This is a genomic window from Verrucomicrobiia bacterium (assembly GCA_023953615.1).
Taxonomy (GTDB): Bacteria; Verrucomicrobiota; Verrucomicrobiia; order Limisphaerales; family JADLHS01; genus JADLHS01.
In genome coordinates this window covers 632,545-657,579 of sequence record JAMLJH010000002.1, presented here as the reverse complement: position 1 = coordinate 657,579, position 25,035 = coordinate 632,545, and the positions used below count along the sequence as shown (strand labels likewise).

25 protein-coding genes are annotated in these 25,035 nt (G+C 58.4%); 16 read left to right on the top strand and 9 right to left on the bottom strand.

From position 1 onward, the window contains the following. The first annotated feature begins 14 nt into the window (after positions 1-14). From nusA to M9920_13140, 9 genes are all read left to right on the top strand, one after another. On the top strand, positions 15-1,274 hold the full coding sequence (nusA, locus tag M9920_13180; GenBank protein ID MCO5053245.1) for a transcription termination factor NusA: 1,260 nt from the start codon (positions 15-17) through the stop codon (positions 1,272-1,274). An 85-nt stretch (positions 1,275-1,359) separates the two neighbouring features. Continuing rightward, positions 1,360-3,894: a translation initiation factor IF-2 gene (gene infB / locus M9920_13175; protein ID MCO5053244.1), complete on the top strand. Its 2,535-nt coding sequence runs from the start codon at positions 1,360-1,362 to the stop codon at positions 3,892-3,894. Between the two features lie 17 nt (positions 3,895-3,911). Then, positions 3,912-4,301, top strand: coding sequence for a 30S ribosome-binding factor RbfA (rbfA, locus tag M9920_13170; GenBank protein MCO5053243.1), 390 nt, complete (start codon positions 3,912-3,914; stop codon positions 4,299-4,301). Next, positions 4,301-5,284: a bifunctional oligoribonuclease/PAP phosphatase NrnA gene (locus M9920_13165; protein MCO5053242.1), complete on the top strand. Its 984-nt coding sequence runs from the start codon at positions 4,301-4,303 to the stop codon at positions 5,282-5,284. The genes rbfA and M9920_13165 overlap by 1 nt, the downstream gene beginning before the upstream one ends. 6 nt (positions 5,285-5,290) lie before the next feature. After that, a complete protein-coding gene (truB, locus tag M9920_13160; GenBank protein MCO5053241.1) occupies positions 5,291-6,007 on the top strand; it encodes a tRNA pseudouridine(55) synthase TruB in 717 nt (238 codons plus the stop codon). A 105-nt stretch (positions 6,008-6,112) separates the two neighbouring features. Then, on the top strand, positions 6,113-7,036 hold the full coding sequence (locus M9920_13155) for a bifunctional riboflavin kinase/FAD synthetase (GenBank protein ID MCO5053240.1): 924 nt from the start codon (positions 6,113-6,115) through the stop codon (positions 7,034-7,036). Positions 7,037-7,143: 107 nt separating this feature from the next. Continuing rightward, positions 7,144-9,249 (top strand): UvrD-helicase domain-containing protein, encoded by a 2,106-nt coding sequence (locus M9920_13150; protein ID MCO5053239.1) that lies wholly within the window; start codon positions 7,144-7,146, stop codon positions 9,247-9,249. Between the two features lie 145 nt (positions 9,250-9,394). After that, positions 9,395-9,802 (top strand): hypothetical protein, encoded by a 408-nt coding sequence (locus M9920_13145; GenBank protein MCO5053238.1) that lies wholly within the window; start codon positions 9,395-9,397, stop codon positions 9,800-9,802. A gap of 37 nt (positions 9,803-9,839) precedes the next feature. Further along, entirely contained in the window at positions 9,840-10,403 is a 564-nt protein-coding gene (locus M9920_13140) for a hypothetical protein (GenBank protein ID MCO5053237.1), read from the top strand. Between the two features lie 109 nt (positions 10,404-10,512). Here M9920_13140 and M9920_13135 read toward each other — a convergent pair whose 3' ends face one another. Further along, entirely contained in the window at positions 10,513-10,929 is a 417-nt protein-coding gene (locus M9920_13135; protein MCO5053236.1) for an EVE domain-containing protein, read from the bottom strand. Positions 10,930-10,972: 43 nt separating this feature from the next. Here M9920_13135 and M9920_13130 point away from each other — a divergent pair, with 43 nt between their 5' ends. Continuing rightward, complete coding sequence (locus M9920_13130; GenBank protein ID MCO5053235.1) at positions 10,973-11,674, top strand: YggS family pyridoxal phosphate-dependent enzyme; 702 nt, start codon at positions 10,973-10,975, stop codon at positions 11,672-11,674. A gap of 52 nt (positions 11,675-11,726) precedes the next feature. Then, a complete protein-coding gene (locus M9920_13125; protein MCO5053234.1) occupies positions 11,727-12,056 on the top strand; it encodes a hypothetical protein in 330 nt (109 codons plus the stop codon). Between the two features lie 23 nt (positions 12,057-12,079). On the opposite strand, the gene M9920_13120 is transcribed toward M9920_13125, so the two are convergent. From M9920_13120 to M9920_13110, 3 genes are all read right to left on the bottom strand, one after another. Further along, positions 12,080-12,505 carry a hypothetical protein gene (locus M9920_13120; GenBank protein MCO5053233.1) on the bottom strand — a complete coding sequence of 142 codons (426 nt, stop codon included), beginning with the start codon at positions 12,503-12,505 and terminating at the stop codon, positions 12,080-12,082. 112 nt (positions 12,506-12,617) lie between these two features. Further along, complete coding sequence (locus M9920_13115) at positions 12,618-13,160, bottom strand: DMT family transporter (protein ID MCO5053232.1); 543 nt, start codon at positions 13,158-13,160, stop codon at positions 12,618-12,620. A gap of 28 nt (positions 13,161-13,188) precedes the next feature. Further along, positions 13,189-13,512, bottom strand: a complete 324-nt coding sequence (locus M9920_13110) for an EamA family transporter (protein MCO5053231.1) — start codon at positions 13,510-13,512, stop codon at positions 13,189-13,191. A gap of 206 nt (positions 13,513-13,718) precedes the next feature. On the opposite strand from M9920_13110, the gene pgm reads away from it, so the two are divergent. After that, entirely contained in the window at positions 13,719-15,359 is a 1,641-nt protein-coding gene (pgm, locus tag M9920_13105; protein MCO5053230.1) for a phosphoglucomutase (alpha-D-glucose-1,6-bisphosphate-dependent), read from the top strand. Between the two features lie 142 nt (positions 15,360-15,501). On the opposite strand, the gene M9920_13100 is transcribed toward pgm, so the two are convergent. Then, on the bottom strand, positions 15,502-16,947 hold the full coding sequence (locus tag M9920_13100) for a Gfo/Idh/MocA family oxidoreductase (protein ID MCO5053229.1): 1,446 nt from the start codon (positions 16,945-16,947) through the stop codon (positions 15,502-15,504). Positions 16,948-17,123: 176 nt separating this feature from the next. Between M9920_13100 and M9920_13095 the strand changes: the two genes are divergently transcribed. Then, positions 17,124-18,629, top strand: a complete 1,506-nt coding sequence (locus M9920_13095) for a family 10 glycosylhydrolase (GenBank protein MCO5053228.1) — start codon at positions 17,124-17,126, stop codon at positions 18,627-18,629. Positions 18,630-18,690: 61 nt separating this feature from the next. Here M9920_13095 and M9920_13090 read toward each other — a convergent pair whose 3' ends face one another. Continuing rightward, positions 18,691-18,981 carry a hypothetical protein gene (locus M9920_13090; protein MCO5053227.1) on the bottom strand — a complete coding sequence of 97 codons (291 nt, stop codon included), beginning with the start codon at positions 18,979-18,981 and terminating at the stop codon, positions 18,691-18,693. 245 nt (positions 18,982-19,226) lie between these two features. Here M9920_13090 and M9920_13085 point away from each other — a divergent pair, with 245 nt between their 5' ends. Beyond that, complete coding sequence (locus M9920_13085; protein MCO5053226.1) at positions 19,227-19,382, top strand: hypothetical protein; 156 nt, start codon at positions 19,227-19,229, stop codon at positions 19,380-19,382. Positions 19,383-19,403: 21 nt separating this feature from the next. On the opposite strand, the gene M9920_13080 is transcribed toward M9920_13085, so the two are convergent. Further along, positions 19,404-20,183, bottom strand: coding sequence for a S8 family serine peptidase (locus tag M9920_13080; protein ID MCO5053225.1), 780 nt, complete (start codon positions 20,181-20,183; stop codon positions 19,404-19,406). Positions 20,184-20,250: 67 nt separating this feature from the next. On the opposite strand from M9920_13080, the gene M9920_13075 reads away from it, so the two are divergent. Both M9920_13075 and M9920_13070 read left to right on the top strand, forming a co-directional pair. After that, the gene (locus M9920_13075) at positions 20,251-20,547 is read left to right on the top strand and encodes a hypothetical protein (protein ID MCO5053224.1); all 297 of its coding nucleotides are present in this window, start codon (positions 20,251-20,253) and stop codon (positions 20,545-20,547) included. A gap of 23 nt (positions 20,548-20,570) precedes the next feature. Further along, the gene (locus tag M9920_13070; protein ID MCO5053223.1) at positions 20,571-21,581 is read left to right on the top strand and encodes a UPF0236 family protein; all 1,011 of its coding nucleotides are present in this window, start codon (positions 20,571-20,573) and stop codon (positions 21,579-21,581) included. A 13-nt stretch (positions 21,582-21,594) separates the two neighbouring features. Here M9920_13070 and M9920_13065 read toward each other — a convergent pair whose 3' ends face one another. Then, the gene (locus M9920_13065; GenBank protein ID MCO5053222.1) at positions 21,595-22,260 is read right to left on the bottom strand and encodes a hypothetical protein; all 666 of its coding nucleotides are present in this window, start codon (positions 22,258-22,260) and stop codon (positions 21,595-21,597) included. 28 nt (positions 22,261-22,288) lie between these two features. Continuing rightward, positions 22,289-24,862, bottom strand: a complete 2,574-nt coding sequence (locus tag M9920_13060; protein MCO5053221.1) for a TIGR03790 family protein — start codon at positions 24,860-24,862, stop codon at positions 22,289-22,291. Positions 24,863-25,035 lie beyond the last annotated feature (173 nt).

The window sequence follows — 25,035 nt, the reverse complement described above, 5'->3', positions numbered from 1 at the left end:
GCGAGTGATTGGCCATGAATGCTGACATTTTAGCAGGACTAGAATTTTACGAGCGCGAAAAAGGCATCAGCCGGGACGTGCTGGTGAACGCGGTGGAAGAAGCGTTGCTTTCGGCGGCGAAAAAAGCCGTCGGCCCGGCGCGCGAACTGCGCGTCACTGTGGATTCCAAGAGCGGTAGCATCAAGGCGTGGGCCAAATTGTTCGTCGTGGAAAAGGTGATCTCCAAGCACGACCAGATTTCGCAATTTGACGCGCGACGACTTAACCCGGACGCGAAGCTGGGGGACGAACTGGAGGTCGAGGTAACGCCAACGGGCTTCGGTCGCATTGCGGCGCAATACGCCAAGCAAGCCTTGATGCAGCAGGTGCGCCGGGCGGAGAAGGCGATGATCTTCTCCGAATTCAAGGATCGCGTGGGCGACATCATCAGCGGTTCGGTGCGGCGTTTCGAGCGCTCCGACGTTTTTGTTGACCTGGGCAAATACGAGGCGTTGCTGCCCAACAAGGAGCGCGTGCCGACCGAGGAATATCAAATTGGCGAGCGGATTCGTTGCTACGTCAAAGCCGTCGAGCAAGGCCCGCACGGCCCGGAAATCATTCTCTCCCGGGCGGACCCGCGGTTTGTCATCAAGCTGTTTCAGGTGGAGGTTTCGGAAATCAGCGATGGCACCATCGAAATTAAAGGCATTGCCCGCGAAGCCGGTTTCCGCACGAAGCTCGCGGTTTATACCCGCGATGAGAAAGTGGACCCCGTGGGCGCCTGTGTGGGCCTGCGCGGGCAGCGGGTGAAAAACATCGTGCGCGAACTGAATAACGAAAAGGTGGACATCATCAAGTGGTCGCCCAACATCCGCGACTACGTGACGAACGCCCTGGCCCCGGCCAAGTTGAAGACCTTTGAAATAGACGAAGCGAACCGGCGCGTAAAAATCATGGTGAGCGAAGACCAATTGTCGCTGGCCATCGGTAAGCGCGGTCAAAACGCCCGGCTCACCTCCAAACTCACCGGCTGGCAGGTGGATATTGAAGCGGAAGTGGTCGTGAGCAAGGGCTTCGAGGAAAAGGTGGCCGAAGCCGTTGAACAGTTGGCGGCAATCGAAGGAATCAGCCGCGAACAAGCGGACGCACTGGTTCATTCCGGTTTAACGCGGCTGGAAGATTTGTTACTGGCGGACGAGGAAGATTTGCGGGAGATCCCGCAAATTGGCGATCAGGCGGAGTCCATTTTGAACGCCGCTCGCGCCGAATCCTTGCGCCGCACCCTGAATGTTTGATATGCGGTATCCGCGCACAGCCGCCGGCCGGGGGTCTGAACTGTGACAACGATTAGCGCACCGCCGCGGTTTGTGTTGAAAAATTATGCCCGTACGTATTTACGAAATCTCGAAGAAGCTTGGCTTGGAAAGCAAACAGATCCTCGCCAAAGCGAAGGAATTGGGCATCACCGCTAAAGCCGCCTCCAGTTCGCTCGATAAAATCACCGCGGAATATCTCGAAGAGCAGCTTTGCCGGGCGTTCCCTGAAGCCACGGCAAAACTGAAGCCGGTCACCACCACCACCGTCACCACGCCCGAGCCGCCGCCCCCTCCCGCCGAACCGAAAATCGAAATCATCAAGGCGCCCGAGCCGCCGCCAGAAGCACCGGTTGCCACCGCTCCGGCTCCGGACGAAATCATTCCCACGTCTCCGCCGGCGGAAGACCTCACACCCGTCGTCTCGGAGATAACAGCGCCCGTTGCGCCGACGGTGACCGAACCAGACGCAGCCTCCGGATCCGATGCACCCGTGGAAGCGCCACCCGAGGCGCCGGTGGTCCCGCCGCCACCACCCGAGCCGCCCAAACCGCAGATTGGACAAAAGGTCGGATTCATTCAATTAACGCCGCGGCCTCAACCCCGTTCCACTGAACGCGGCGGGCGCGGCTCCGCCCGCACCGGGACGACCGGAGCCACTGAATTCACGCGACGCGGAGGCGCGCAGCAATTTCAACGCGGCGCCGGGGCACGCGGTGGCCACACGGAATCCTTCCGTCGGGGTGCGCCGGGCGGGAAACCAGCCGACCACACAAAGTCCGGCGGCGCCAAACCCGCGCTGCCGGCCAACGCACAAGTCGTCACGCTCAAACCGCCGATCGTCGTGCGGGAACTGGCGGAGGCGCTCAAGCAAAAGCCGTTCAAGATCATCGCGGATTTGATGGAAGCGGGCGTCTTCGCCACCGTCAATCAGGCGGTCGAGGAAAAAACGGCGGTGCAGATTTGCGCCAAATACGGGGTTAAATTTGAAGTTGAAAAACGCGCCAAAGGCGAGGGTCAGGTTCACGCACCGGTCAAGAAGATCGAAATAGACATCGAGGACAAACCCGAGCAGCTCAAACCGCGCCCCCCCGTTGTCACCATCATGGGCCATGTGGATCACGGCAAAACTTCGCTGCTCGATGTCATCCGCAAAGCCAACGTGGCCGCCGGCGAGGCGGGCGGAATCACGCAGCGCATCGGGGCTTACACGATTTCATTCCCGCATCCGGAACGTAAAAACGAGCTTCAGCAGATCACTTTTCTGGACACCCCCGGTCACGCCGCTTTCAGCTCGATGCGTGCGCGGGGCGCGAACGTCACCGATATCGTCGTCCTGGTGGTGGCCGCGAATGACGGCGTGATGCCGCAAACCATGGAAGCGTTAAACCACGCCAAAGCCGCCAATGTTCCCATCCTGGTCGCGGTCAATAAATGCGATCATCCGAACGCCAATCCATTGAAGGTGCGCCAGCAATTGCAGGAAAAAGGGCTGACGCCGGATGATTGGGGCGGCGAGACGATTTTCGTGGATTGCTCCGCGCTGACCAAGCAGGGCGTGGACAAATTGCTGGAGATGATTTTGCTCCAGGCCGACTTGTTGGAATTGAAGGCCAATCCCGACCGCAACGCCAAGGGCAACGTGATTGAATCGGGCATCGAACCCGGCGGCCCCATGGCCACCGTACTCGTGCGCAAGGGCACCTTGCACCGGGGCGATATCATCATTTGCGATGAGTTCTACGGCAAGGTGCGAGCGCTCATCAACGATGAAGGCAACCGCCTCGAAGCCGCCACCCCGTCCATGGCGGTCCGCGTGCTGGGACTGAACGGGGTGCCCGAAGCCGGCGCGGAATTCAGCGTTGTGGACGACGAACGCGCGGCTCGCGAACTGGCCGAGGAACGGCGGTTGGCCGGACGGGCGGAAGATTTGGAAGCGCGCGCCAAGGTTACTTTGGAAAACTTGTTCGCCACCCTGGACGAGCAACAGAGCAAGATTTTGAAGGTTGTCGTCAAGGCGGATACCCAAGGCTCGGTGGAAGCGATCGTTGACGCGTTGAACAAAATCGAAAGCGATAAGGTTTCGCTCGAGGTCATCCACAGCGACGTGGGCGCGATCACTGAAAGTGACGTGGCGCTCGCCTCGGCGTCCAAGGGTATCATTCTTGGTTTTCACACGCGCCTCAGCAGTTCGGCCGCGGAGAAGGCGAAGCACGCCAACGTGCAGATCAAACTGTACGCCATCATTTATGAACTGATTGACGAAGTAAAAGCCGGCATGGCGGGTTTGCTGGACCCGTTGAGCAAGGAAGTCGTGATCGGCGCCGCGGAAGTGCGCCAGGTTTTCAATCTCTCCAAAGGCACTCCGGTGGCCGGCTCGATGGTCACCAGCGGCCGCATCGCGCGCGGCAAAGTCCGCGTGCGCCGGCGGAAGGATGTCATTTACGAGGGCGTCACCCAGTCCCTCCGCCGGTTTCAGGATGAAGTCAACGAGGTGCGCGCGGGCCTCGAGTGCGGCATTCGCATTGAAGGCTTCACCGAGATTGCCGAGGGCGACATCATCGAGTGTTACACGGTGGAAAAGGTGGCGCAAAAACTCTGACCGCGCCGACGCCTGCCATGCCCAGTCTGCGACACCAGCGAGTCCGCGAGCTATTGAAGCGCGCGATCGGCGAGGCCATCCGCCGCGAATTCAACCTCGAGGACGTCGGCCTGATATCGGTGAACGACGTCGAATGTTCCGGCGACCTGAAATCCGCAGTCGTGTATTTCAGCATCCTGGGAAACGCGGACCAGCAAAAACGTGGGCGGCTCCGGTTGGAGGAACAGCGCGTTCGCATCCAGGAACTCGTGGCCGCGTCCGTCGTCCTCAAGTACACGCCAAAACTTAGATTCGTGGTGGATGACGCCATCGCCCGTGGCGATCGCGTCATGCAAATTTTGACCGAACTCGAAAACGCATCCGCACCCGACGCTTCATCACCAGACAACCAGCCGTCCGACCGTTAATGAAATCGCAGGCGAAACTCATCGAAGAAATTCTCACCACCATCAAACAGGCCGAGACGATCTGCATCGTCGGACACCTGCGCCCGGATGGCGATTGCATCGGCTCACAACTGGGATTGATGCAGGCTTTGCGGGCCGACGGCAAGCAGGTCGTCTGCTGGAATCAGGACGCGATGCCGTTGAAATACCGGTTTCTGGATCCCGCCCATCACTTCGCCAAACCGAAGGCCGGCCAGCAATTTGATCTGGTGATCGCGGTGGATTGCGCGAGCCTGGAACGGCTGGGCACGGTGGCCCGATTCGTCCGTCAGCGCCGGCGGTTGATCAACATTGACCATCACGAAAGCAACACGCGCTACGGCGACATCAACTGGGTCTCGGCGCGCGAACCCTCCACCGGGGAACTGATCTATCACTTGATGAAGACCGCGGGTTGGCCCGTCACGAAGGCCATTGCGGATTGCCTGTTCACCGCCGTCAGCACCGATACCGGCTCATTTCAATACGCCAGCACCCGTCCCGGCACGTTCCACGTCGGCGCGGAACTGGTGACGCATGGCGCGAATCTCGCCCGGATCTGTCAGGAGGTTTATCAATCGTTCCCGCTCGCCCGGGTGCGCCTGCTCAAGCACGTTTACAATAAATTCAAACTGACCCACGATGATCGCGTCGCCTATTTTTGGTTGAAAAAAGTGGACCTCGCGCGCACGGGCGCGGGCAGCAGCGACACCGAAGGATTGATTGATCATATCCGGGCCATTGAACCGGTCGTGGTCGCCTGTGTCTTCGAGGAATTCGAGCCGGAACAAATCCGGATCAGTCTGCGCTCGAAAAGCAAGCGCGTGAATGTGAACGACATTTGCCGCCAATTCGGCGGCGGCGGCCACTCGGCGGCAGCGGGCGCCTTGATTACGGGCCGGCCAATGGCCATTCAGCGCCGCGTCATTGCCGCGATTAAAAAAGCCATCAATTCCGCAACCTGACCGCCCATGCAAGATTTCTCCGCGCTCGATGGCGCGCTGCTCGTTGATAAACCGGCCGGCCCCACTTCACACGATGTGGTGGACGCCATCCGTCGCCAGTTTGGTCTGAAAAAAGTCGGGCATTGCGGCACTTTGGACCCCAACGCCACCGGCCTGCTGATCATCGTTCTCGGTCGCGGCACCAAGTTATCCGAACGCCTGATGGGGGACGACAAAGTTTATGCCGGCACGATCAAATTCGGCGAAAGCACGGACAGCCACGATGCCGCCGGACAATTGATCGCTTCCCTGCCGGTGCCGCCGCTGACGTTGGAACAATTGAACGCGGAAGCGGCGACTTTTCTCGGCGACCAAATGCAGACGCCACCGATGGTTTCGGCAATCAAGAAGGCGGGCGTGCCGCTGTACAAACTCGCGCGCAAAGGCGTGGAAGTGGAACGCGAAGCGCGCCTCATCCACATCTACAGCTTCCGCTTCACGGAATACACCGAACCGCTGGGCAAATTCAAACTGGCCTGCACCAAGGGCACTTACATCCGCAAGATCGCTCACGATCTGGGGGAGCGCCTCGGTTGTGGCGCGCATTTGACGGCCTTGCGCCGCACCGTTTCGGGTCAATTTGACGTTGCCGACGCCATCGCGCTGGACGCGCTGCTGAACGCATCAACCGCCGCATTGGAAAAGCGCGTGATTCCTTTTCTGAAATTGGTCGGTTCGGCTTGAATTTGAAACCGCATCCTCCCAGGACGCCAAACTTTCGCGCCACGGGAAATTCAACTTCGTTCTTAATTTGCATCTGACTTTTTATCATAATGGAGCTTGCCGTTGATGAAGCTCATTCACGCCGCCAGAGACCTCGAACCAGGCCAGCGCAAAATCTGCCTGGCCATCGGGGTTTTTGATGGCGTGCATCTCGGTCATCAACAGATCATCCGGCAGACGGTCAGCGACGCGCAGCAGTCCGGCGCCGTGGCGCTGGTGATTACTTTCGATCGGCATCCGAACGCCATCGTCGCGCCCAGTCGCGTGCCGCCACTGATCTATTCAGGCCCGCAAAAACAACGAGCGATTGAAGCTCTCGGCGCCGAGGCGTTGCTTGAAATTCCTTTCGACCGCGAGTTCAGTCAGTTGACCGGCGAAGCGTTCGTTCGCCAGTTGCGGCGCGAGCTGGGGACGATCCAGAGCATCTGCGTGGGGGCGGATTTTTTGTTTGGCCATAAGCGAAGCGGCGACGTTCCCCTGCTCCGCCGTTTGGGTCGCGAGCTGCAATTTCAGGTGCATGGTCTGGCGGCGATTTCCCTGGCGGGTCAAATCGTCAGCAGCACGCGGATTCGCAAGACCATTCGCGCGGGACATTTCGAGGCCGCGAGTCAAATGCTCGGACGCCCCTACGCCATCGCGGGCCGCGTCGTCCACGGAGATCAGTTGGGACATCAGATCGGTTTCCCCACCGCGAATCTCGATACGACCGAAAGGCTGCTGCCGCCGCAAGGAGTTTACGCCGCCGCCGTCCAACTGGGGCGGCAAACCTTGCGGGCGGCGGTCAACATCGGCATTCGCCCCACGCTCCAACAGCCCGATCCGGGGCCGCGCGTTGAAGTGCATTTGCTCGATTTTCAGGGCGACCTTTACGGTGAAGAACTGGAGGTAACTCTGGTGAACAAGCTGCGCGATGAGCAGCGCTTCGCCTCGCTCGAAATTCTCCAGGCGCAAATTCAACGAGACGTGCTCGCCGCGCGCGCGGCCTTTTAATTCGATTACACCGTGCCATGAACCAGTTCCCGCCTCCCCAATCGTCCCCGGTTCCGTCGCCAGACAATGCTGCGGGTGCGGATTGGCCATGATCAATCCTCCACGTCATGTTTGATCTCAGCACGCTCAATCCGCCGCAACGTTTGGCCGTTGAAACCATCAACGGTCCGGTGCTGATCTTGGCGGGCGCGGGCACGGGCAAGACGCGCGTGATCACCCACCGGATCGCCTATTTGATTCGACGCAAGATCGCCCCGGAAAACATTCTCGCCGTCACGTTTACCAACAAGGCCGCGCGCGAAATGCAGGCGCGTATCCGCCCGCTCCTTCCGAAATCCCTGACAGCCTCAGCGGCCAACGGTTCTGATCGGGCTTCAACTGCGCGCCAACGTCCGACCATCTGCACCTTCCACTCGCTCTGCGTGCGAATCTTGCGGCGACACATTGAAAAACTCGGCTACAAACGCGACTTCGTCATTTATGACGAGTCGGAGCAACTCGGCGCGGTCAAAAAAATTCTCGCCAGTATTTCGACTCGCGGCGAGAAGGCCGACCCTGCCGCCGTCCTGACCTTGTTGAGCCGGTTCAAGAACAGCGGTGGCCGCGCTCTCGCCGGAGCCGACTCGGAAGCCCATGCGCTCGCGCAACACATCGCCCGACGTTACGAATCCGCCCTGCGCGCCTGTAACGCGGTGGATTTCGACGATCTGATTTTGCTGACGCTGCGGTTGTTTCGCGAACACGCCGACGCGCTGGAAGCCTGTCGCCAACAATATCGCTACGTCATGGTGGACGAGTATCAGGACACCAACGCGGCGCAGTTCGAGCTGGTCCACGCCTTGACCCAAAAGCACCGCAATTTTTGCGTGGTGGGCGACGACGACCAAAGCATTTACGGTTGGCGCGGCGCGGAAATCGCAAACCTGCTCAATTTGGAGCAGCATTTCCCCGAGGTAAAACTCATCAAGCTGGAGCAGAATTATCGCTCGACCAATACCATCCTGACCGCCGCCAACGCGCTCATTAAGAACAACGTCCGACGGCGGGCCAAAACGCTCTGGTCAACGAAAGGCACGGGCGCGAAGGTTTTACTCCGCCACTTTGCGACCGATGAAGAGGAGGCCCGGGAAACGGTCGCCGCCATAGAATTCAAGCGGCTGGCGCAGCGAACGCCCTGGTCGGATCACGCCATTCTGTTCCGCACGAATCAGCAATCGCGCCCTCTGGAAACGGCCCTGCGCGCCGCCGGGGTGCGCTATCATCTGATTGGCGGGCAAAGCTTTTTTGATCGGCGCGAAATTCGCGATCTGCTCGCCTACCTGAAGACGTTCCTCAATCCGCACGATGACATCAGCCTGTTGCGCATCGCCAACGTGCCGGCGCGCGGATTGAGCGATGTCACCAGGGAACAACTGCTCGCGGCCAGCCAGGAACGCGGCAGCTCGGTCTTTGCCACCATGAAGAATCCCGTGGCCACGACCGCGTTACCCGCGCGAACGCAAAGCGCCATTGCGTCCTTTGTCACGCTGGTCGAACAACACCAAAGCGCGCTGAAACATTTGGGAACGCCATCGTCCGTCCGCACGTCAGATGGTCCGCAAGCCGCGCCGGATGTGAGTAACGGTTCGCTCGCGGCCTGGACGGACCAACTGCTGACGCAACTCGGTTATTATGCTGAATTGCGGCGGCTGGAGAAGCAGCCTGAATCCGCGGAAAACCGCGTGCGCAACCTGAAGGATTTTATCGCGACAATGGACGATCACGTCACGCCGGGCACGCCTTTGTCGGATCAACTGCTCGAATTTCTGGAAACCGTCACGCTCGATACGAATCGGGAGGACGACCAGGAAACCGCTCACAACGCCGTGACGCTGATTACCATTCACTCGTGCAAAGGCCTGGAGTTTCCGCACGTTTACCTGGTGGGTCTGGAGGAGGGTTTGCTCCCGCACTCGCGCTCCAAGACCGAAGGCACGTTGGATGAAGAACGCCGGTTGCTCTATGTGGCCGTGACCCGCGCGATGGCCAGCTTGACCATGAGTCATTGCGCCGGTCGTAAAAAATACGGGCAGGTCCTGCCCTGCCACCCATCGCAATTTCTCAAGGAATTTCCGCCGGAACTGATCGAGATCGAATCCGGGAAAAACAAGAAACCGGTCTCGCAGGACACGGGCAAGAACCTGTTTGCGGCCATGCGCCAGGCCGTTCAGTAACTGCGACCGCCTTCGCGCCAACCCCAAAAATCAACGGCCCAGGGAAATTCCCGGGGATAAAGTTTCGTTTTTCCGGAGCGCCAAATCCGGCATCCTCTCATGGTGGATTCAACCGGGCGGGGTAAAGTGATCGCGTAATTGAATTATGGACGCCGATCAAACACTCATCTGCCAATACCTGAAACAGTCACCTGATGATTTCGTTTCGCGGAAGGAAATTTGCCGCCGCGCCGGAGGCAAGTGGCGTTACCGGGAAGATGAGCATTGGGCCGTGCCGAGTCTCCGCCAACTGGTGGAGCGGAACGTGTTGGAATCCAATGACACCGGCCACTTCCGCCTGATCAAGGAAGGCAGCAAAAACTCCAGCGGCAAACAGCGCTTTTGGTTCTCCCCGGCCATTCGTTCAGCACTGAAGCAAAGCGGCCAGGATTTTGGCACCATTGATTTGGATAGCGAACCAGAAACAGCCGAACAAATGGCCAACGCTGGCCCGTTACTGGAGTATCAAGGCCACGCTCCGTTTGGCGGTGCCGGCGGCAGCAAGGGGGATTAAACCATTCCTCTGGCACACATCCGGCTCAGATCCGGACATGGCGGCAAAACCATGGAGCATCGTCACCCTCGGTCGGCTGGTCGGATTTGGCATCGGACTCGGACTATTTTTCCTGCTGATTTTCTTTTCCGAACCTGGATTCGTTTTCCTCGTTGACCACGCGAACCTGCTATTCCACGAAGCGGGACACCCCCTGATCGGTTTATTGAGCAACCGCCTGGAAACCTATGGCGGCACCATCGGACAGTTATTTTTCCCCGTGGCACTGGCCGTCCATTTTTGGCGTAAAAATCAGACGCTTTCCTTCGCGGGCGCGTGGATTTGGTTTTTTGAAAACTGGTTGAACGTTGCCCGCTACCTGGCCGATGCGCGCGCGCAAGTGCTGCCGCTGGTCGGCGGGGGCGATCACGATTGGCATCGCATCCTCAACCGCTGGAACCTGCTGGCCTACGACACCACGATCGCCACGATCCTGCAAACAATTGGTTGGATCGGAATGGTGGCGGCGGCGGGTTGGGTCGGCTGGCGCGCCTGGCAGGATCGCCATCGTCCGACACCTGATCCATTCGCCTCACTCGCGACGCTTTCCAAAGGGGCGTAGCGCACGGCCAAAAGCATTGTCCATTACTCCACGCACGGACGGCGGCGGCATTTCCACCCGCCTCAATTGAGGCTTGCGAGGAACTTCAATCCACCCCATCGGGCTGGGATCAATCCATCTTGATTTTACCCAACTCCAGTAGTCGTTGGGCTTGAGTTTCGTTCACGGGTGATACCGATAGTCGGGATTGTTTGATCAGCGGCAGAGTCTTGAGCTGGCGATCGGCTTTGAGCGCGGCCAGAGAAACCGGTCGAGCCAAGGCGCGAATCGGCGCAAGATCCACGCAAGACCAGTCCCCCGCTTCGGCGGTCGGGTCTGCGTAAAATTCTTGTACGACCCTGGCGACACCAACCACCTCGCGCCCTTCCACGCTGTGATAAAAGAAAACGCGATCGCCCCGCTTCATGGCGCGCAGATGGTTGCGGGCCTGGTAATTCCGCACTCCCGTCCACGCGGTTTGGCCATCACGGACGAATTGCGCCCAGGAGTAAGCTTCGGGTTCGGATTTGACGAGCCAGTACTGCATGGAAGGAATTTACGTTGGCCGGTTTTCACCGTAAAGTTGGATCGTGAGTTTGAGTGAAAATCTGGTTTTGATCCGATCTCGCATTCAGGAAGCCTGTCGCCGATCGGGACGCGCCACGGGCTCCGTCCAGTTGCTGGCGGTGTCCAAAACCCATCCGGCTGAAACGATCCGGGAAGCGGTGGCGGCGGGCTTGGTTTGCTTTGGCGAGAATAAAGTCCAGGAAGCAAAAGCGAAAATTCCGAATTCGCCGCGCCAGGCGCACTGGCATTTGATTGGTCATTTGCAATCGAACAAATGCCGCGACGCCGTGGAGCTGTTTGAAATGATTCAAAGCGTGGACCGCCTGGCGCTCGCCCAGGAAATCAACAAACGCGCCGAGCAACTGGGCAAGACGACGCCCATTCTGCTCGAGGTGAACGTCGCGGGTGAGAGCAGCAAGTTCGGATATCAACCCGGACAGTTGTTGGCCGACCTGAAAGCCATCAACGCCCTGCCCCGCCTCGAGCTTCACGGTTTGATGGCCATTCCGCCTTTCACTCCCGTCGCTGAAAAATCGCGACCGCACTTTCGCAAATTGCGCGAACTCAAACAACGAGTGGAAGCGGAACTGGGCGCGCCGCTGCCGCACTTGAGCATGGGCATGAGCGGCGATTTTGAAGTCGCCATCGAGGAGGGCGCCACCATCGTGCGCATCGGTACGGCGTTGTTCGGCGAACGCCGGGCGCTGCGGATCGCCGCCACTTGATCCCAGCAGATTTTTACTTCACCAAACCCTGTTTCACGCTACGCTAGTCCCAGTGACGATCGAGACGTTCAAAAAAGAAATCAGCGCCGCCGTGAAGGCGTACGCCAAGTTCATTGTCTGCTTGGAAAAAACACCGGAAGATTTTGAGGCCGCCATGAAATCGCTGATGACCAAGGCGATTGCCGCCTATCAAAACCGCGCTCCCGGAATGCGCCACGGCATCGCCCTGGATAAACAGGTCACGATCATTTTGAGCCAGAGCGATACGACGCGTCCGCTCTGCGGCATCTATTTTAACTTGCACTCGCCGTACCAGCGGAACGCGCTGCCGAGCACCGTGAAGGCCATGGGGCAAAAAGCTTCGAAGGAAGAGCAGACCTAGCTCACGACAAAATTCCGTCGCCGTTATTGATCGCGCACTTCATCTCCCTTGGCCGCCTCACCGGAGGTCAAATCAGCCACGGTATTATGATCGCGCTCCGGACCGGTTACCCGCACTTCACCCACTTTGAGGCCTTGCCGATAAACAAAGAGGGTTTGTTCTTGCGAGGGCATCCGGCCCGGCGGAAAATCGAGCACCACAAAACGTCCGGCCTGATTGAAAGTTACCACGCTACCCAGCAACCGCGATTCCGGAGTCACCAGCAACTTGGGCTTTTCCGATGATGGTTGCGAACTGATCGCCGCAGTCTCGGTGGCGGTCGCGGATGCTTCGCCTGCCTCCGTTCCGGACAACGCCGTTGGATCTGAAAACTTTGCGTCCGGTTGCCTGGTGACACAGCCTGCAACAATTCCACCAACCATTAGCAACGCGAGGTAACCGAATTTCATGGCGACAGTAAAGCGAGAGCGCTCTTGCGGGTCAATTCACGTTTCACGGAAAAGCGCGCCCCGGCAATTGTTCGTAGTGCGCTCGACCGACGGAATCCGGCTCGTTGCGGGTTTAATGTTGCGGGTTCGCGTCCGAACGGTGGTCCCCGCCAAACCGGAATTTGCCCTGGCCCAATAACACCCCCGCTCCGATCAATCCGAGAGCGCCGAGAAAGGTCGGGGTAATTGGTTCGCCCAAACAAAAATAGGCCCAGAGCATGGTCGTTACGGGAATCAAGTTGTTGAACAACAAAACGCGGCCGGTTGGCCAGTGCGTTAAAGCTCGATTCCACAACGCGTAAGCCAGCGCGCCGCCAGCCAGAATGCAAAAACTCTGCACTCCGAGCAGCGACGCGGTCACGGGCAGTCGCCGGGGCATCACTTCTCCCAGAGCAATCGGTAGCAACAACAGTCCCGCCCGCCACATCGTGTGGGCGGAGATTTCGACGCTGTGCAGGCCGGCGGAAAATCTGCGACTTTGCCACCCGTAATTGGTCCAAAGCACACTGGCAATGATGCCGAGCAGTTCTCCCGGCAGGCTGACGTGGAAGCTGCTGCCGACCAGCGAAGGCCAGAGCAACACCACCACACCGCTGACCGCGAGCAAGGCGGCCATCCAACGCCGCCAGTTGATGCGGGCGCCTTCAGCATAAGCTTCCCATAACAACGCCCAAACGGGAGCACGTGCCGAGATACAACGCCACGTGCGATGCCGAAGTAAACCGCAGCGCATAGTTGAAGACCGCCGTGTAGAGCGCAAGACTCAATCCACCCCGCCACCACAGGGAGCGATTTACCTCGCGGGATCGGGGCGTCAAAGCCCCCAGCCACGGCGTCCAACGCATGACCAGCAGCAGCAGGAGGCCCGCAAAGAAAAATCGGGTGCTTCCGGTGAAGATCGGCGGCCAGAATCCCACCAACCATTTCGTCCCGACGTTGGTGCCGCCCCACAGCGTGACGGCCAACACCAGCCCCGGCGCAAGATTTGAATGGCAGCGATTCCTCAGTGCGAATGAGCTTAGCCGAACGGGGTTGGAAATTTCCAGTCCGCGTTTCCCTGCGTTTTCAACTTCAACGGCGGAAAGGGCTGCCTCACATTTTGAAGCCGCACGCAATCAAACTTCCGGACAACTTTGGTTTTGCGCGCAAGTCCCTGGTTTGATTTCCTGTCGTCATGGCAACCAACGCGCTTGCGGGTCAACCGGCTCCCGCCAACTTACTCATGGACGTCGCTCAACTGGAACGCGATTACCATGAGCGGAAACCTGACGTAACGAACCCCAATCAGCTCGTTAGCTTCGGCACAAGCGGGCATCGCGGTTCGCCGTTTCATGGCACGTTCACGGAAACGCATATCCTCGCGATCACTCAAGCCATTTGCGAGTATCGGAAGCGCCACGACATCAGCGGGCCGCTCTACCTGGGTAAAGATACGCACGCGGCCTCGACCTGGGCTGAACGCACGGCATTGGAAGTATTGGCGGCCAATGAGGTGGACGTTTTTGTTCAGCAGAATGACGGATTCACTCCCACGCCATCCATCTCCCACGCCATTTTGACCTATAACCGGGGACGCGCGAACGGTTTGGCGGATGGCATTGTGATTACTCCTTCGCACAACCCGCCGGAAGACGGCGGGTTCAAATACAATCCTCCCAACGGCGGCCCGGCGGATACAGACATCACGACTTGGGTGCAGAACCGGGCCAATGAAATCCTGCGCGGCAACAACCGGGAAGTGCGGCGACTGACGGTGGCAGCGGTCCGGCGCGCGGAGAATGTGCATCAGTTTGATTTCATCACTCCGTACGTCAGCACATTGGCGGAAGTCATTGACCTGGCGGCGATCCACCGCGCGGGGGTGCGCATTGGAATAGATCCACTTGGCGGCGCGGCGCTGGCCTACTGGCAACCGGTAATCGAGGCGTATGGATTAAACATCACGGTGGTGAATACCAAGGTGGACCCGCAATTCGGCTTCATGACCGTGGATCACGACGGCAAAATCCGCATGGACTGCTCCAGCCCGGACGCCATGGCTGGACTGGTGAAATTAAAAGACAAATTCGATGTAGCGTTCGGCAACGACCCCGATTCCGATCGGCACGGCATCGTCACTCCAACCAGTGGCTTGCTGAACCCCAATCATTATCTTGCGGTCGCGATAGATTACCTGCTGACGCATCGCCCGCACTGGAAGAAGACGTCGGCCATTGGCAAGACGCTGGTCAGCAGCGGCATTATAGATCGCGTGGTCGCAGCGCGAGAGCGGCGGCTCATGGAAGTGCCCGTTGGTTTCAAGTGGTTTGCCCCCGGACTGGCGGACGGGTCGGTATGCTTTGGCGGTGAAGAAAGCGCCGGCGCAAGTTTCCTGCGCCACGATGGACGCGTCTGGAGCACGGATAAAGATGGGTTGATCCTCGGCCTGCTGGCAGCTGAGATTTGCGCAACGACCGGCAAAGACCCGGGCGAACACTACAATGAACTGACCCGCAAATTTGGCGCGCCAAGTTACCGACGCATTGACGTGCCGACGACGCCGGAGCAAAAACGCGCGTTCAAAAAACTGACGCCAGATGCGGTGACCACGAGCACACTGGCCGGAGAAGCCATCACTCAAAAACTGACCCGCGCCCCCGGCAATCAGGCAGAAATCGGCGGTTTGAAAGTTTGCGCTGAAAATGGATGGTTCGCGGCGCGTCCCTCGGGCACGGAAAACATTTACAAAATATACGCGGAAAGTTTCAAGGGCGGCACGCATCTCGAAAGCATTATTGCCGAGGCGCAGCAGATACTCGATCTCGCCTTGCGTTGATCTCCATCAAGCGCAGCCGATCAACTTGGTATTCGAGCCAGCTTACCCAGGTATCGGAACGTTTCGCGTATTCCAGTAGCCGCCGACGTCAGGCGTCGGACCTCCGTACGGCAGCATCTTGAACTGCGACAGCCCTACGCCATCAAGCGTTCCAGCCCGCGCGATTTTTTCGGGTTACCCACGCGTTCAACTCAGGGATGTTGGTAACTTTCATTCCCGGACCGTCCCACATCACCTTGTTGCCCGCACCCGCGTGCATCGCGAGATTGGCCAACAAAACAAATTCCGTTAGTTGAGTCCCGTAATCGAAGTTGGACGCAGTTTCAGTCTTACCGGCCCTGATGGCATCCAGGAAATCCACGAATACTCCTTTCGGACGCGGCAGCATCTGGGGCGGCTCCGGGGTTTCCTTCATTTTCGCATAGGGCACAAGGTGCATGCGATTGCCGTAGGTGCCGGTGTAAATAACGCCTTTCTCTCCAATGTAAATGCTGCCGCTGTCGCCACTATCAAGCTCCTCATCGGGATACTTTTTAATCAACTCCAACAGGTGTTGGGGCAGATAGCGGTTCGCTCCTTTGGCGGTGCGCAACACCCCGTCGGCCGCGCCCTGAGTGGAAGGGTTCAGTCCCTCATACCAATACGCCTTGAGCGCGGGCATCTCGCCGCGCGCCGGGATGTCCCAACGCACTCGCGAACCGGTGGGGTAACGCTCGTCACTGCCGCCGCGCAGTTGTTCGACTTCAATGCTGGTGGGATGCTGCACCTTCAACGCCCAATAGACGCCGTCCAAAACGTGGCAGCCCATGTTGCCAATCGAACCATTGCCGAAGTCATACCACCCGTGCCATTCGTGCGGATGCAGATCACCGTGAAAATCACGATAGGGGGCCGGCCCGATCCAGGCGTCCCAATTCATTCCTTCGGGAACGGGTTCTGTGGGGGGACGCGGGCCGACGCCGCCATTGGAGCGATCGGTCCAACTGTGCGTTTCCGTAACTTTACCAATCACTCCGCTCCAGATGTACTCGCATAATTTGCGGTAGCCATCCTCGCAATGGCCTTGTGTGCCCATCTGCGTCGCGACTTTCGTTCGCGCCGCCATGGCGCGCATCGCCCGCGCTTCGCCAATGTCGTGGCAGACCGGTTTCTCGCAATACACGTGCTTGCCCAGTTGCATGGCGATCAGGGACGGCAGGGCGTGATGATGGTTCGGACTGGCGATGAACACGGCGTCAAAATCCTTGCCGAGCGCATCAAACATTCGACGGTAATCCGTGAAGGTTTTGATTTTCTCCGGATCGTGATTTTTCCCCTGCAATAATTTTTTGGCCACCGCATGGCGTTTTTCATCCACGTCCACCAGGGCCACGATGTTCTCCTTCAACACCGCGTTGAGATGCGACATGCCGCGCGAACCGCAGCCGATTTGCACGCAGCGGATCTGGTCGCCGGCATTGGCCGCCGTGAGAATGTTGAACGGCGCGACCGACAAGACTCCGGCGGTGGCCGCCGAGCGCTTAAGAAATGAACGGCGCGTTAGTGACTGACCGATGGTCTCCGTAGTGGTGGGCTTGATATGCATCATGTTTTAATTGTCTCAATGAATGGCTCTGACGGCTTTCGCCAACACGCTTATTCGATTAAATGTGTGCGACAACATATTGACAATCATCCGGGGAAGACAATCAAACTTTTCGAAGAATTCGTTGAACCGACGGGTTCAAGGTTGAAGCGACCCACCCAAATTGGTATTTCCACCGGGTGAAACTCCGTTTTTCCAGGATACAATTCTTCCCAGCCTTGCTTGGCGGAGTCGTCCTGCTGGCGCTGGCGTCTTCAAACGGCGTCTCGCAATCAACGTCATCACCACCACCGCCACGGCGCGAATTTCGCGGCGCCTGGGTGGCCAGCGTTGGCAACATTGACTGGCCGTCCAAGCCCGGATTGCCGGTCGCCGAGCAAAAGGCGGAGTTGCTGGCCCTGCTGAACCAGGCGGCGCAACTGAAAATGAACGCGATCATCCTGCAAGTGCGCCCGGCTTGCGATGCGTTGTACGCCTCAAAATTGGAGCCGTGGTCGGAATATCTCACCGGTCAGATGGGCCGCCCGCCCGCGCCCTTCTACGACCCGCTGGCGTTCGCGGTGACCGAGGCTCACCGGCGCGGCTTGGAATTGCACGCTTGGTTTAATCCCTATCGCGCGCATCATTTCAATGCGTTCTCCCCCGTCGCATCCACTCACATCAGCAAAACGCATCCTGAGTTGGTGCGCAAATATGGCCGCTACCTCTGGCTGGACCCCGGCGAGCCGGCGGTGCGGGATTATTCGCTCAACGTCGTGCTGGACGTCGTCAAGCGCTACGACGTGGATGGCGTTCACTTCGATGATTATTTCTATCCGTACGAGGAAAAGGATGCGCGCGGCAATAATTTACCCTTCCCGGACGAAGCAAGCTGGCAAAAGTATGGAGTCCGCAGCGGGTTGAGCCGTGATGATTGGCGACGTGAAAACGTCAATCAGTTCGTCAAGCGCGTCAACGAGTCCATCAAGGCGACCAAGCCGTGGGTAAAATTCGGAGTCAGCCCTTTCGGAATCTGGCGGCCCGGTCATCCGCCTTCCATCAAGGGTTTTGACGCGTATGCCCGCCTCTACGCCGACGCGCGCCAATGGTTGATGAACGGCTGGTTGGACTATTTTGCGCCGCAACTCTATTGGAGCATCAACGCCCCGGAACAGAGTTTCCCAATTTTGCTGGATTGGTGGAATCAACAAAATCCCCGGCAACGCCACATCTGGCCGGGCCTGAATACCACCAAGACCGCGCGGGAATGGCCTGCGGAGGAAATTCTGGCGCAAATTGGTTTGGCGGCGAAACAACCGGTCAGTGCGGGGCACATTCATTGGAACATGAAAAGCCTCATGAAGAACAACGACCTGAAAACCAAGCTGGCGCGGACGAGTTACGCTGAGCCAGCCCTGATTCCAGCCGTGCCCTGGTTGGGTGGCGCCGAACCACAACCACCGACTTTGAACATTAACGAGCGCCAGCCGGGCCGGGTAAGCTGGAGCCACGGTGACAATTCCACGCCAGCATTATGGGTGGTTCAAGCCCGACGCAATCAACGCTGGCGCACGGAGATTTTTCCCGGCGGAGTTCGCTCTGCCGACGTCAAGTCGCCAGAGGTTGAGGCCATTGCCGTCACGGCGGTGAGCCGGACCGGCAAACTCAGCCGACCCGCGGTTCGCAACCTCCACACCGCCAAATAAAAAACTCCAATCCGAGGGTCGGACTGGAGCTTGAATAAAAGAACGGCGGAACAATTACGGCTTATTCCTTTGCCTTCTTGGAGTCAGTGGCGGCCTTGGACTTGGCCGGGGCGCTGACGCTCTCCCATTTCTTGGAATCCTCTGCGCTCATCTTCGAGCGCTCGGTCTTGTCCAAGCGACGGTTTTTGTTGGTATCGTATTTCTCGATCAACTGCTTCCGCAGCGTCTGCTGTTCTGTGGTCAACTTGGTGCGCTTTGCGCGTTCGCTTTTCTTGGCCGCAGTTTCATCGGCATGAACGGCAAACGTCAGCCCGAACAGCAGCATGCTTACAATCAATAATGTTTTTTTCATGATCGCGGATTTTAGTTTTGACGTAACTTACGTTATCTGCCGCGAACAGCCGGCAGCCAGTGAATGACACGGAAATTAAACAATCTTCATAAAATTAGCAAGCAAATTAATACCGTTTTGACGGGGTCGGACTGGTTCAGACGGGATGAGGAATTTGCCAGTGAGCCACAAGGCGCATATCGCTATATCGCCTCTGTAGCGAACCATTCCTTGCGTCGAGGAGATTAGTTGGTAACATCACGGACATGAAGTTGACCGCAGCCATCGTGGTGCATCTGGCTCTGATTACCGCTTTCGTTTGGGGCATTTTACTGTTGGTGCAAGGAAAACCAGCGCTTTTGCTGGGAGCGATTGCGGTTTATGCCGTGATTTTCGGTAAAATCGGCTGTGCCGCGCACTGATTCACTGCTCCCGATGCGGAGCTATTTCCCTGCCCCCGGTACCGCCAACGTTTTCTGCAACGTCGAAATAATTTTACTCCACGGATCGCCGGTGGCCGCCGCTATTCCCGCCGCCACGCCGGCGGCAGAAGCCGACGACACAGAGGTTCCTTGCGAGCCAAAAACCAATCCGTTATAGCCAAAAACAACCATTCCGGGAGCCGCCAGGTCGGCGACAGTTCCCCGGTTGGCGTAATTCGCCAATTCCCCGCTCCGCTGAAGCGCGGTTACGGAGATAACTTCCGGATAGGCCGCTGGATAAAACGGGGTGGTGCTCGCATCGTTCCCGATCGCCGCGAAAACCGGAATGTTATGCTGCGATAATTGTTGCACGGCATCTCGCAAAACGGGGCTGTCACCATAGCCGCCCAGGCTGGCATTAATCAGGTAGGGGCTTTGATTTCCAGCGGTGATCAATCCCAACGCGACGTTAAAGGTATTGGCTGACCCGGTTGCGCCGAACACATCCACCGAAATGACGCGCACCGAAGTGCTGCCGTTACCTGAACTTTCGATGACTTGATAAAAATCGCTCACCATCGCGGTGGCGTGGGTCGGCACGCCATCATTCAACGCGGCCTCACCGGCTACGGAGATGCGCTCTTTCACAAATTGTTCCAGCGGTCCGAGTGGTTGCAATGTCGTATCCACAAACGCCACCACCACGTTGTTGCCGTCTGCTCGCGCCGGGTCCAAACTCAAGCGCGGCGATAGCGCGGCCAGTCCCGTCAACGATTGGGTGTGATTGGAAGTGACGGTCAAAGGCTAATTTTTTGTAAGTGATTTAGCCCTGGCGCCTTGGAACGATTTTGTATATTTGAAGTGGTTCATGAACGATGAACGACCGAAATCCAAAAACGTTTCCCCTTCCCGCCGATCCCTGGAAGAGCGGTTGGCGCATCGGCCCGACGTGCTGGCACGGCTGCACGAACTGGCCGATACGCTCGACCAATCCGTCACCGACGACTGCACCGCCGATGAAGCCGAAGCGCGCGTGAGCGCGCAGGTGCGCCAATTGGCTCAGGAGCTTTTGGGCCAGTGGGCCCGCGAAGCCGAGGCCCACACCCAAGCCCAGGTGCCCCAGCGCCATCCGGATGCCATTCACTACGGTAAAAAAAAAGACTGACGTGGCAGACCACCTTTGGGTGGGTGGAAGTCCAGGAGACGCAATGGCGGCTGGGCCGGCGCGGCCGGTTGTTGCGCCCCTTCTGCCAACGGGCCAGGGTGAATCCGCGCGGCCGTTCGCGGCGGTTGCAACGGGCGCTGGTGGATTTCGGGGCCGAGGAAAGTTTTGCCCGCGCCGCTCAACGCGTGCGGGAACACTACGGGCTGGACGTGACGGCCACAGCGGTGCGCCAGCACACCTTGGCGCACGGGGCGCGGATCAGCGCCTTGGCCGTCACGCCGCCCAAACGCGCGGTCCGCACGCTGGTCACGCAACTGGACGGCAGTCTGATTCCCATCATGGTGCCGCCCACCCACAGCGAAGATCGTCGCTGCGGCAAACAACTCATCTGGCGCGAAGCGCGTTTGTGTCTGGCTCGGCCCAAAGACTCGGCCACGCCCTGCTACGGCGCCACCTTGGGCAGCGTGACGCTGGCTGGCGCGATGTGGCGGGCCACGGCCCAAGCCGCCGGGCTGGGCGCACGCACGCACGTCCATGGGGTGGGCGACGGGGCGGCCTGGATTCTCACCCAGTTCCAGGAACAGTTCGGCGCGCAAGGTGATTACTTGTTGGACTTCTACCACGTGAGCGAATACCTCGCGGCGGCCGCGACGGTGATTCACCCCAAAAATCCCGAACGCTGGCGCCGCCGCCAACAAAGCCGGTTGCTGGAAAACAAGGTGTCGGCCGTGCTGCGGGCGTTGACTGCGCACCTCGAACCCGAAGGCGTGCCGACCGCGCCCGTGCGGGCGGCGTACCGCTACTTGAGCGAACGGCGGGCGCATCTGGACTATGCGGGCGCACGGACGGCGGGACTGGAGATCGGCTCCGGCGAGATTGAAAGCGGCCATCGGCATGTGATTCAACAACGGCTCAAACTGGCGGGCAGTTGGTGGAAGGAAACCAACGCCGAAGCCATGCTAGGCCTACGCGTGGCCCGCGCCAACCAACTCTGGTCGCGCTACTGGTCCACGCCAAAACTCGGCCTCAATTGACCGTCACTTCCAATCACACCCTCAACGATTGCGGTGCTTGTGGCAGATCCACGTAATAATTATCTTCCACCCCGACCACCTCCGGATTTCCGGCTAATTGGCTACGGGCCGATTCCGTTGCCGCTTCATCGTCAAACTGGATTCGATAAGCGTTCAATTCAGGAATGGTTCCCACAATTTTGCCACCCAACAATTTGGCGAGCGCTTCCGCGTCGGTGCCCGGCTTCAAACGCAGAACCAACTCATTCGGCACCCGGCGCGCTTCCGGTTTGCGCACGGTCTTGGACTCGGTCACTGATCGCACCGCGTTCTGCATGGCGGTGCGAAAGACGTAAAGCCGCGGCACGCCGTTCGTCTGCGGTACCACCGCGTAATTAATACTGCCGAACAATCGTCGTAACGCTTCACCCGTGCGCAGGTTTTGGAATTTTGCCGAGGTCTGAAAATTATCGTCTGGCTCCACGAAGACCTGCCAACCAGATTGGCCGGCGATGTCCTCCAACAGCTCCATGAGCCTCACTTTTTGCAGATCCGCAGTGACGGTGCCACTGGCGCGATCCCAGTTTAAGGAGTTGGAATTTCCCAGCGCCGTCGCCGCAGTCAATCCCAGCCCGAAACACAGCAGCAACCCGCACCGCTTGAACACTGGGCGGCTCCATCCCCAAAGGCCCGGCTGCATTTGCAAAGTCACGGCTTCACAATACGCCTCAAGGCGTTTTAACCAAATAAAATCGTTGTTGGTTCAAGACCGCCGTATCGAACCACTGCCCGAGCGCATTCGTGGGAGTAACCGTCGCCCGCGCAGCAAAAGGCTGGTTCAGATTGGTGGTGGTAAGAATTTGATACGTTCGACCGGCAGCCGCAGGCCAGGTGATGGTTGGGAACGGCTCGGTTACGGTCAAAGTGAACGGCATTTCGCGCCCGACAATCCGCGTCCAAAAGGTTTCAGTGCGGAATTGCGTTCCGTCAGTTCGCGTGACCAGGGCATGGATTGGATGTAACCCGATGCCCAGATCAACCGCGGCAACCGAAAAAGTCGCCTGATTTGAATTTTGAACAACGCCAAGCGAACCGCCCGTGCTAAATAGTTCAATCATGGCCACCTCGTTGGTGTTCACTGCCACCCCAAATTCCAGCGTCGCTTCCAACGCCGTCGTGCTGCCGCCGAGCAGCGGGGTCAGGGTTGCCGCCCAGTCATTATTCGTCACGCGGATGTTTTGTGTCGCGCGCGTCTGTGTCCGCACGTGACTGCCTTCGTAAGCCACCGCCAGCAGTTCATGGTTGCCATCCGGCAACGGTTGGGTATTCAGCGGAACAATTAAATTCCAATTGGTCAGTCCGGCGGTGAGGTACAGATGATTGCGCGGTCGCAGATCGTTGAGATTATCCTCCAGTCGTTTGGATGTCTCCGGATGCAGAGTGAATGTCCCCAGCAACTGCGCCTGAATTTGTGCCGCAGGCCACCCGTGATGCCGCGCGCGCAGATTGAATTGCGCGTAAGGAATGTTACCGTTCATCATGACCACCAAGTCTTCCGCTTGCACACCATCCGGCCCAGTCAGCGCCGGATGGGTGTTGATCCCAGTAATTAAATTTTGCACCAAGGTTTGCAGATCGGCGACCGAATTCCCGCTGGGAGGCGCTTGATTGGTCAACGTAATTGTAGTGGTGGCGCCGTTTGTAAGCGTGACGGTCAATCCCAGGTAGTCCTCCTCCACGACCTGCCCCATCACCTCGAATTGCAGCAACCCCACCGCGGCGGTATCCAAAAAGGTGCTGCGACTGGCGCGGATAAACGTGGTGAGAGGTTCTTCAGCTTTTTGCGCGCTGCCCACGCTGATCGTCACGTTCGAACCGCTGGCGTTGAGATTCAAACTTTGTAATTCGACTCGATCTCCGTGCGCCACCGCTCGAACCTTGGTCGAATTGGTGACGGCATTTAACTGCGCAACCAATCCCGTGACCACGGATTGAATTGTCGCCTCGGGCGGAACTTCGTAATGCACCGGAATATTATTGATGGTGGTCGAAAGGCGATTGCCGGCTTGCGGCAAGAGGTGGCTCACCGTCGTAAACCAGTTGCCGTCCACAAACAAATCCACCTGCTGGAAAGGCCGCGCCCACGTCGGTGACTCCAGATGCAGTGTCAGATTGGTATCGCCGTGCAGCGGAGCTTCATCCGGCAGCCCAATCCAATTTCCCGATCCGGGAACGGCGAAGGGCGCCGCCAGCGGTTCGCCAACCAGAATGCCCTGATAAGGGTTGGTCACGCTCTGGTAATAACCTTCCGCGATGGAAAATCCGCGCGCTTGATAAAAATAGTTTTGCGCGGCTGGAAATTTTTCCGCGTAGGCGCACGGCTCAACGATCGTGCCGTAACTGGCCGTGGCGCCGTGCCGGATAAAATCCATCGCGGTGGTGTGTTCCGTATAATTAAAAAGAATCCCGCCGTAGGACGTGAGGTTATCAATCATTGCTCCGGGCGCTGCCTCCAGATCGGTCACCGTGAACACTTGTTTGCCAATCTGCAAACCGGACATTGCCCCCAATCCCAGGGGACTCGAAGTATTGGTCTGCACAATCGGGCGATTGCCATCAATTCGGGTGTTGAAAACAACGTCATCCGCCTGGAGGTAGCGCAGGTTGCGGATTTTGTCCGAACTTTTGGTCAGGAAAACCGGTTGCGTCGGCAGCGAACCATCCGCCGCCACTCCCAAGTCCACCACCGCCTTGGCGCGGGCGAGATCGGGAGCGGTTAATAAAAACGCCAGCCAGGAATTGCTATTCGGGTTGATTGGCGGCGTGTATCGGAAAATCCCTTCACTGCCCGCGTAACGATTAGTGGTTTCCGTCGGCAGATTGCACGAGGGCAACCCTCCAGGGCAATTGATGCAGCCATCCGGATGAAACCCATAAAATAAAACCGACGTGGTGCTGTTCACGCCGCTAGTGACCGGATTTCCCGTGGTCTCCGTCACCTGATACGGAAGGTCCATGCACAGGACGAGATACTCAATTTGATTGGTCAACCGCCGGTCAGCCAGCGCATTGAGCAGCGGTGCGCGTAAAGCGCTTTCAAACTCCGACCGCGTCCAAGTGGTGTTGCCACCCGGCCAATTGATCCGCAATAGATTCTGTGCGGGCACGCCTCGCCGCTCACAATAATAATTTCCCAGCTCGACGGAGTTTGTGCTGTTCTGATTAACCACCACGAATGTGTTCAAGCCGCTCCCGCCGGCGAAGGCGCGCAGCGCCAAGACAACAAGTCCTACGATCACCATGCGGCAATAAACGGTCACTCGCGCAGAGTGACAGAATCAGCGGCACGGGTAAAGAATGAGAACCAAGCGACACCCAGTTGGCGATTACTGTATTTCGGAAACTTTCATGAACGCGAAGCAGCCTGATTTGCATCACCGCAGATCCACCCTTGATGGAACCTGGGAACAAGGGC

Bases quoted from the DNA above. Each gene is read 5' to 3' on its own strand.
- M9920_13145 (MCO5053238.1), top strand. From the start codon at position 9,395: ATGGACGCCGATCAAACACTCATCTGCCAATACCTGAAACAGTCACCT.
- truB (MCO5053241.1), top strand. From the start codon at position 5,291: ATGCAAGATTTCTCCGCGCTCGATGGCGCGCTGCTCGTTGATAAACCG.
- M9920_13060 (MCO5053221.1), bottom strand. From the start codon at position 24,862: ATGGTGATCGTAGGACTTGTTGTCTTGGCGCTGCGCGCCTTCGCCGGC.
- M9920_13120 (MCO5053233.1), bottom strand. From the start codon at position 12,505: ATGAAATTCGGTTACCTCGCGTTGCTAATGGTTGGTGGAATTGTTGCA.
- M9920_13150 (MCO5053239.1), top strand. From the start codon at position 7,144: ATGTTTGATCTCAGCACGCTCAATCCGCCGCAACGTTTGGCCGTTGAA.
- M9920_13115 (MCO5053232.1), bottom strand. From the start codon at position 13,160: ATGGCCGCCTTGCTCGCGGTCAGCGGTGTGGTGGTGTTGCTCTGGCCT.
- M9920_13155 (MCO5053240.1), top strand. From the start codon at position 6,113: ATGAAGCTCATTCACGCCGCCAGAGACCTCGAACCAGGCCAGCGCAAA.
- M9920_13165 (MCO5053242.1), top strand. From the start codon at position 4,301: ATGAAATCGCAGGCGAAACTCATCGAAGAAATTCTCACCACCATCAAA.
- M9920_13075 (MCO5053224.1), top strand. From the start codon at position 20,251: ATGAACGATGAACGACCGAAATCCAAAAACGTTTCCCCTTCCCGCCGA.
- pgm (MCO5053230.1), top strand. From the start codon at position 13,719: ATGGCAACCAACGCGCTTGCGGGTCAACCGGCTCCCGCCAACTTACTC.
- M9920_13135 (MCO5053236.1), bottom strand. From the start codon at position 10,929: ATGCAGTACTGGCTCGTCAAATCCGAACCCGAAGCTTACTCCTGGGCG.
- M9920_13065 (MCO5053222.1), bottom strand. From the start codon at position 22,260: ATGCAGCCGGGCCTTTGGGGATGGAGCCGCCCAGTGTTCAAGCGGTGC.
- M9920_13140 (MCO5053237.1), top strand. From the start codon at position 9,840: ATGGCGGCAAAACCATGGAGCATCGTCACCCTCGGTCGGCTGGTCGGA.
- nusA (MCO5053245.1), top strand. From the start codon at position 15: ATGAATGCTGACATTTTAGCAGGACTAGAATTTTACGAGCGCGAAAAA.
- M9920_13100 (MCO5053229.1), bottom strand. From the start codon at position 16,947: ATGATGCATATCAAGCCCACCACTACGGAGACCATCGGTCAGTCACTA.
- rbfA (MCO5053243.1), top strand. From the start codon at position 3,912: ATGCCCAGTCTGCGACACCAGCGAGTCCGCGAGCTATTGAAGCGCGCG.
- M9920_13085 (MCO5053226.1), top strand. From the start codon at position 19,227: ATGAAGTTGACCGCAGCCATCGTGGTGCATCTGGCTCTGATTACCGCT.
- infB (MCO5053244.1), top strand. From the start codon at position 1,360: ATGCCCGTACGTATTTACGAAATCTCGAAGAAGCTTGGCTTGGAAAGC.
- M9920_13090 (MCO5053227.1), bottom strand. From the start codon at position 18,981: ATGAAAAAAACATTATTGATTGTAAGCATGCTGCTGTTCGGGCTGACG.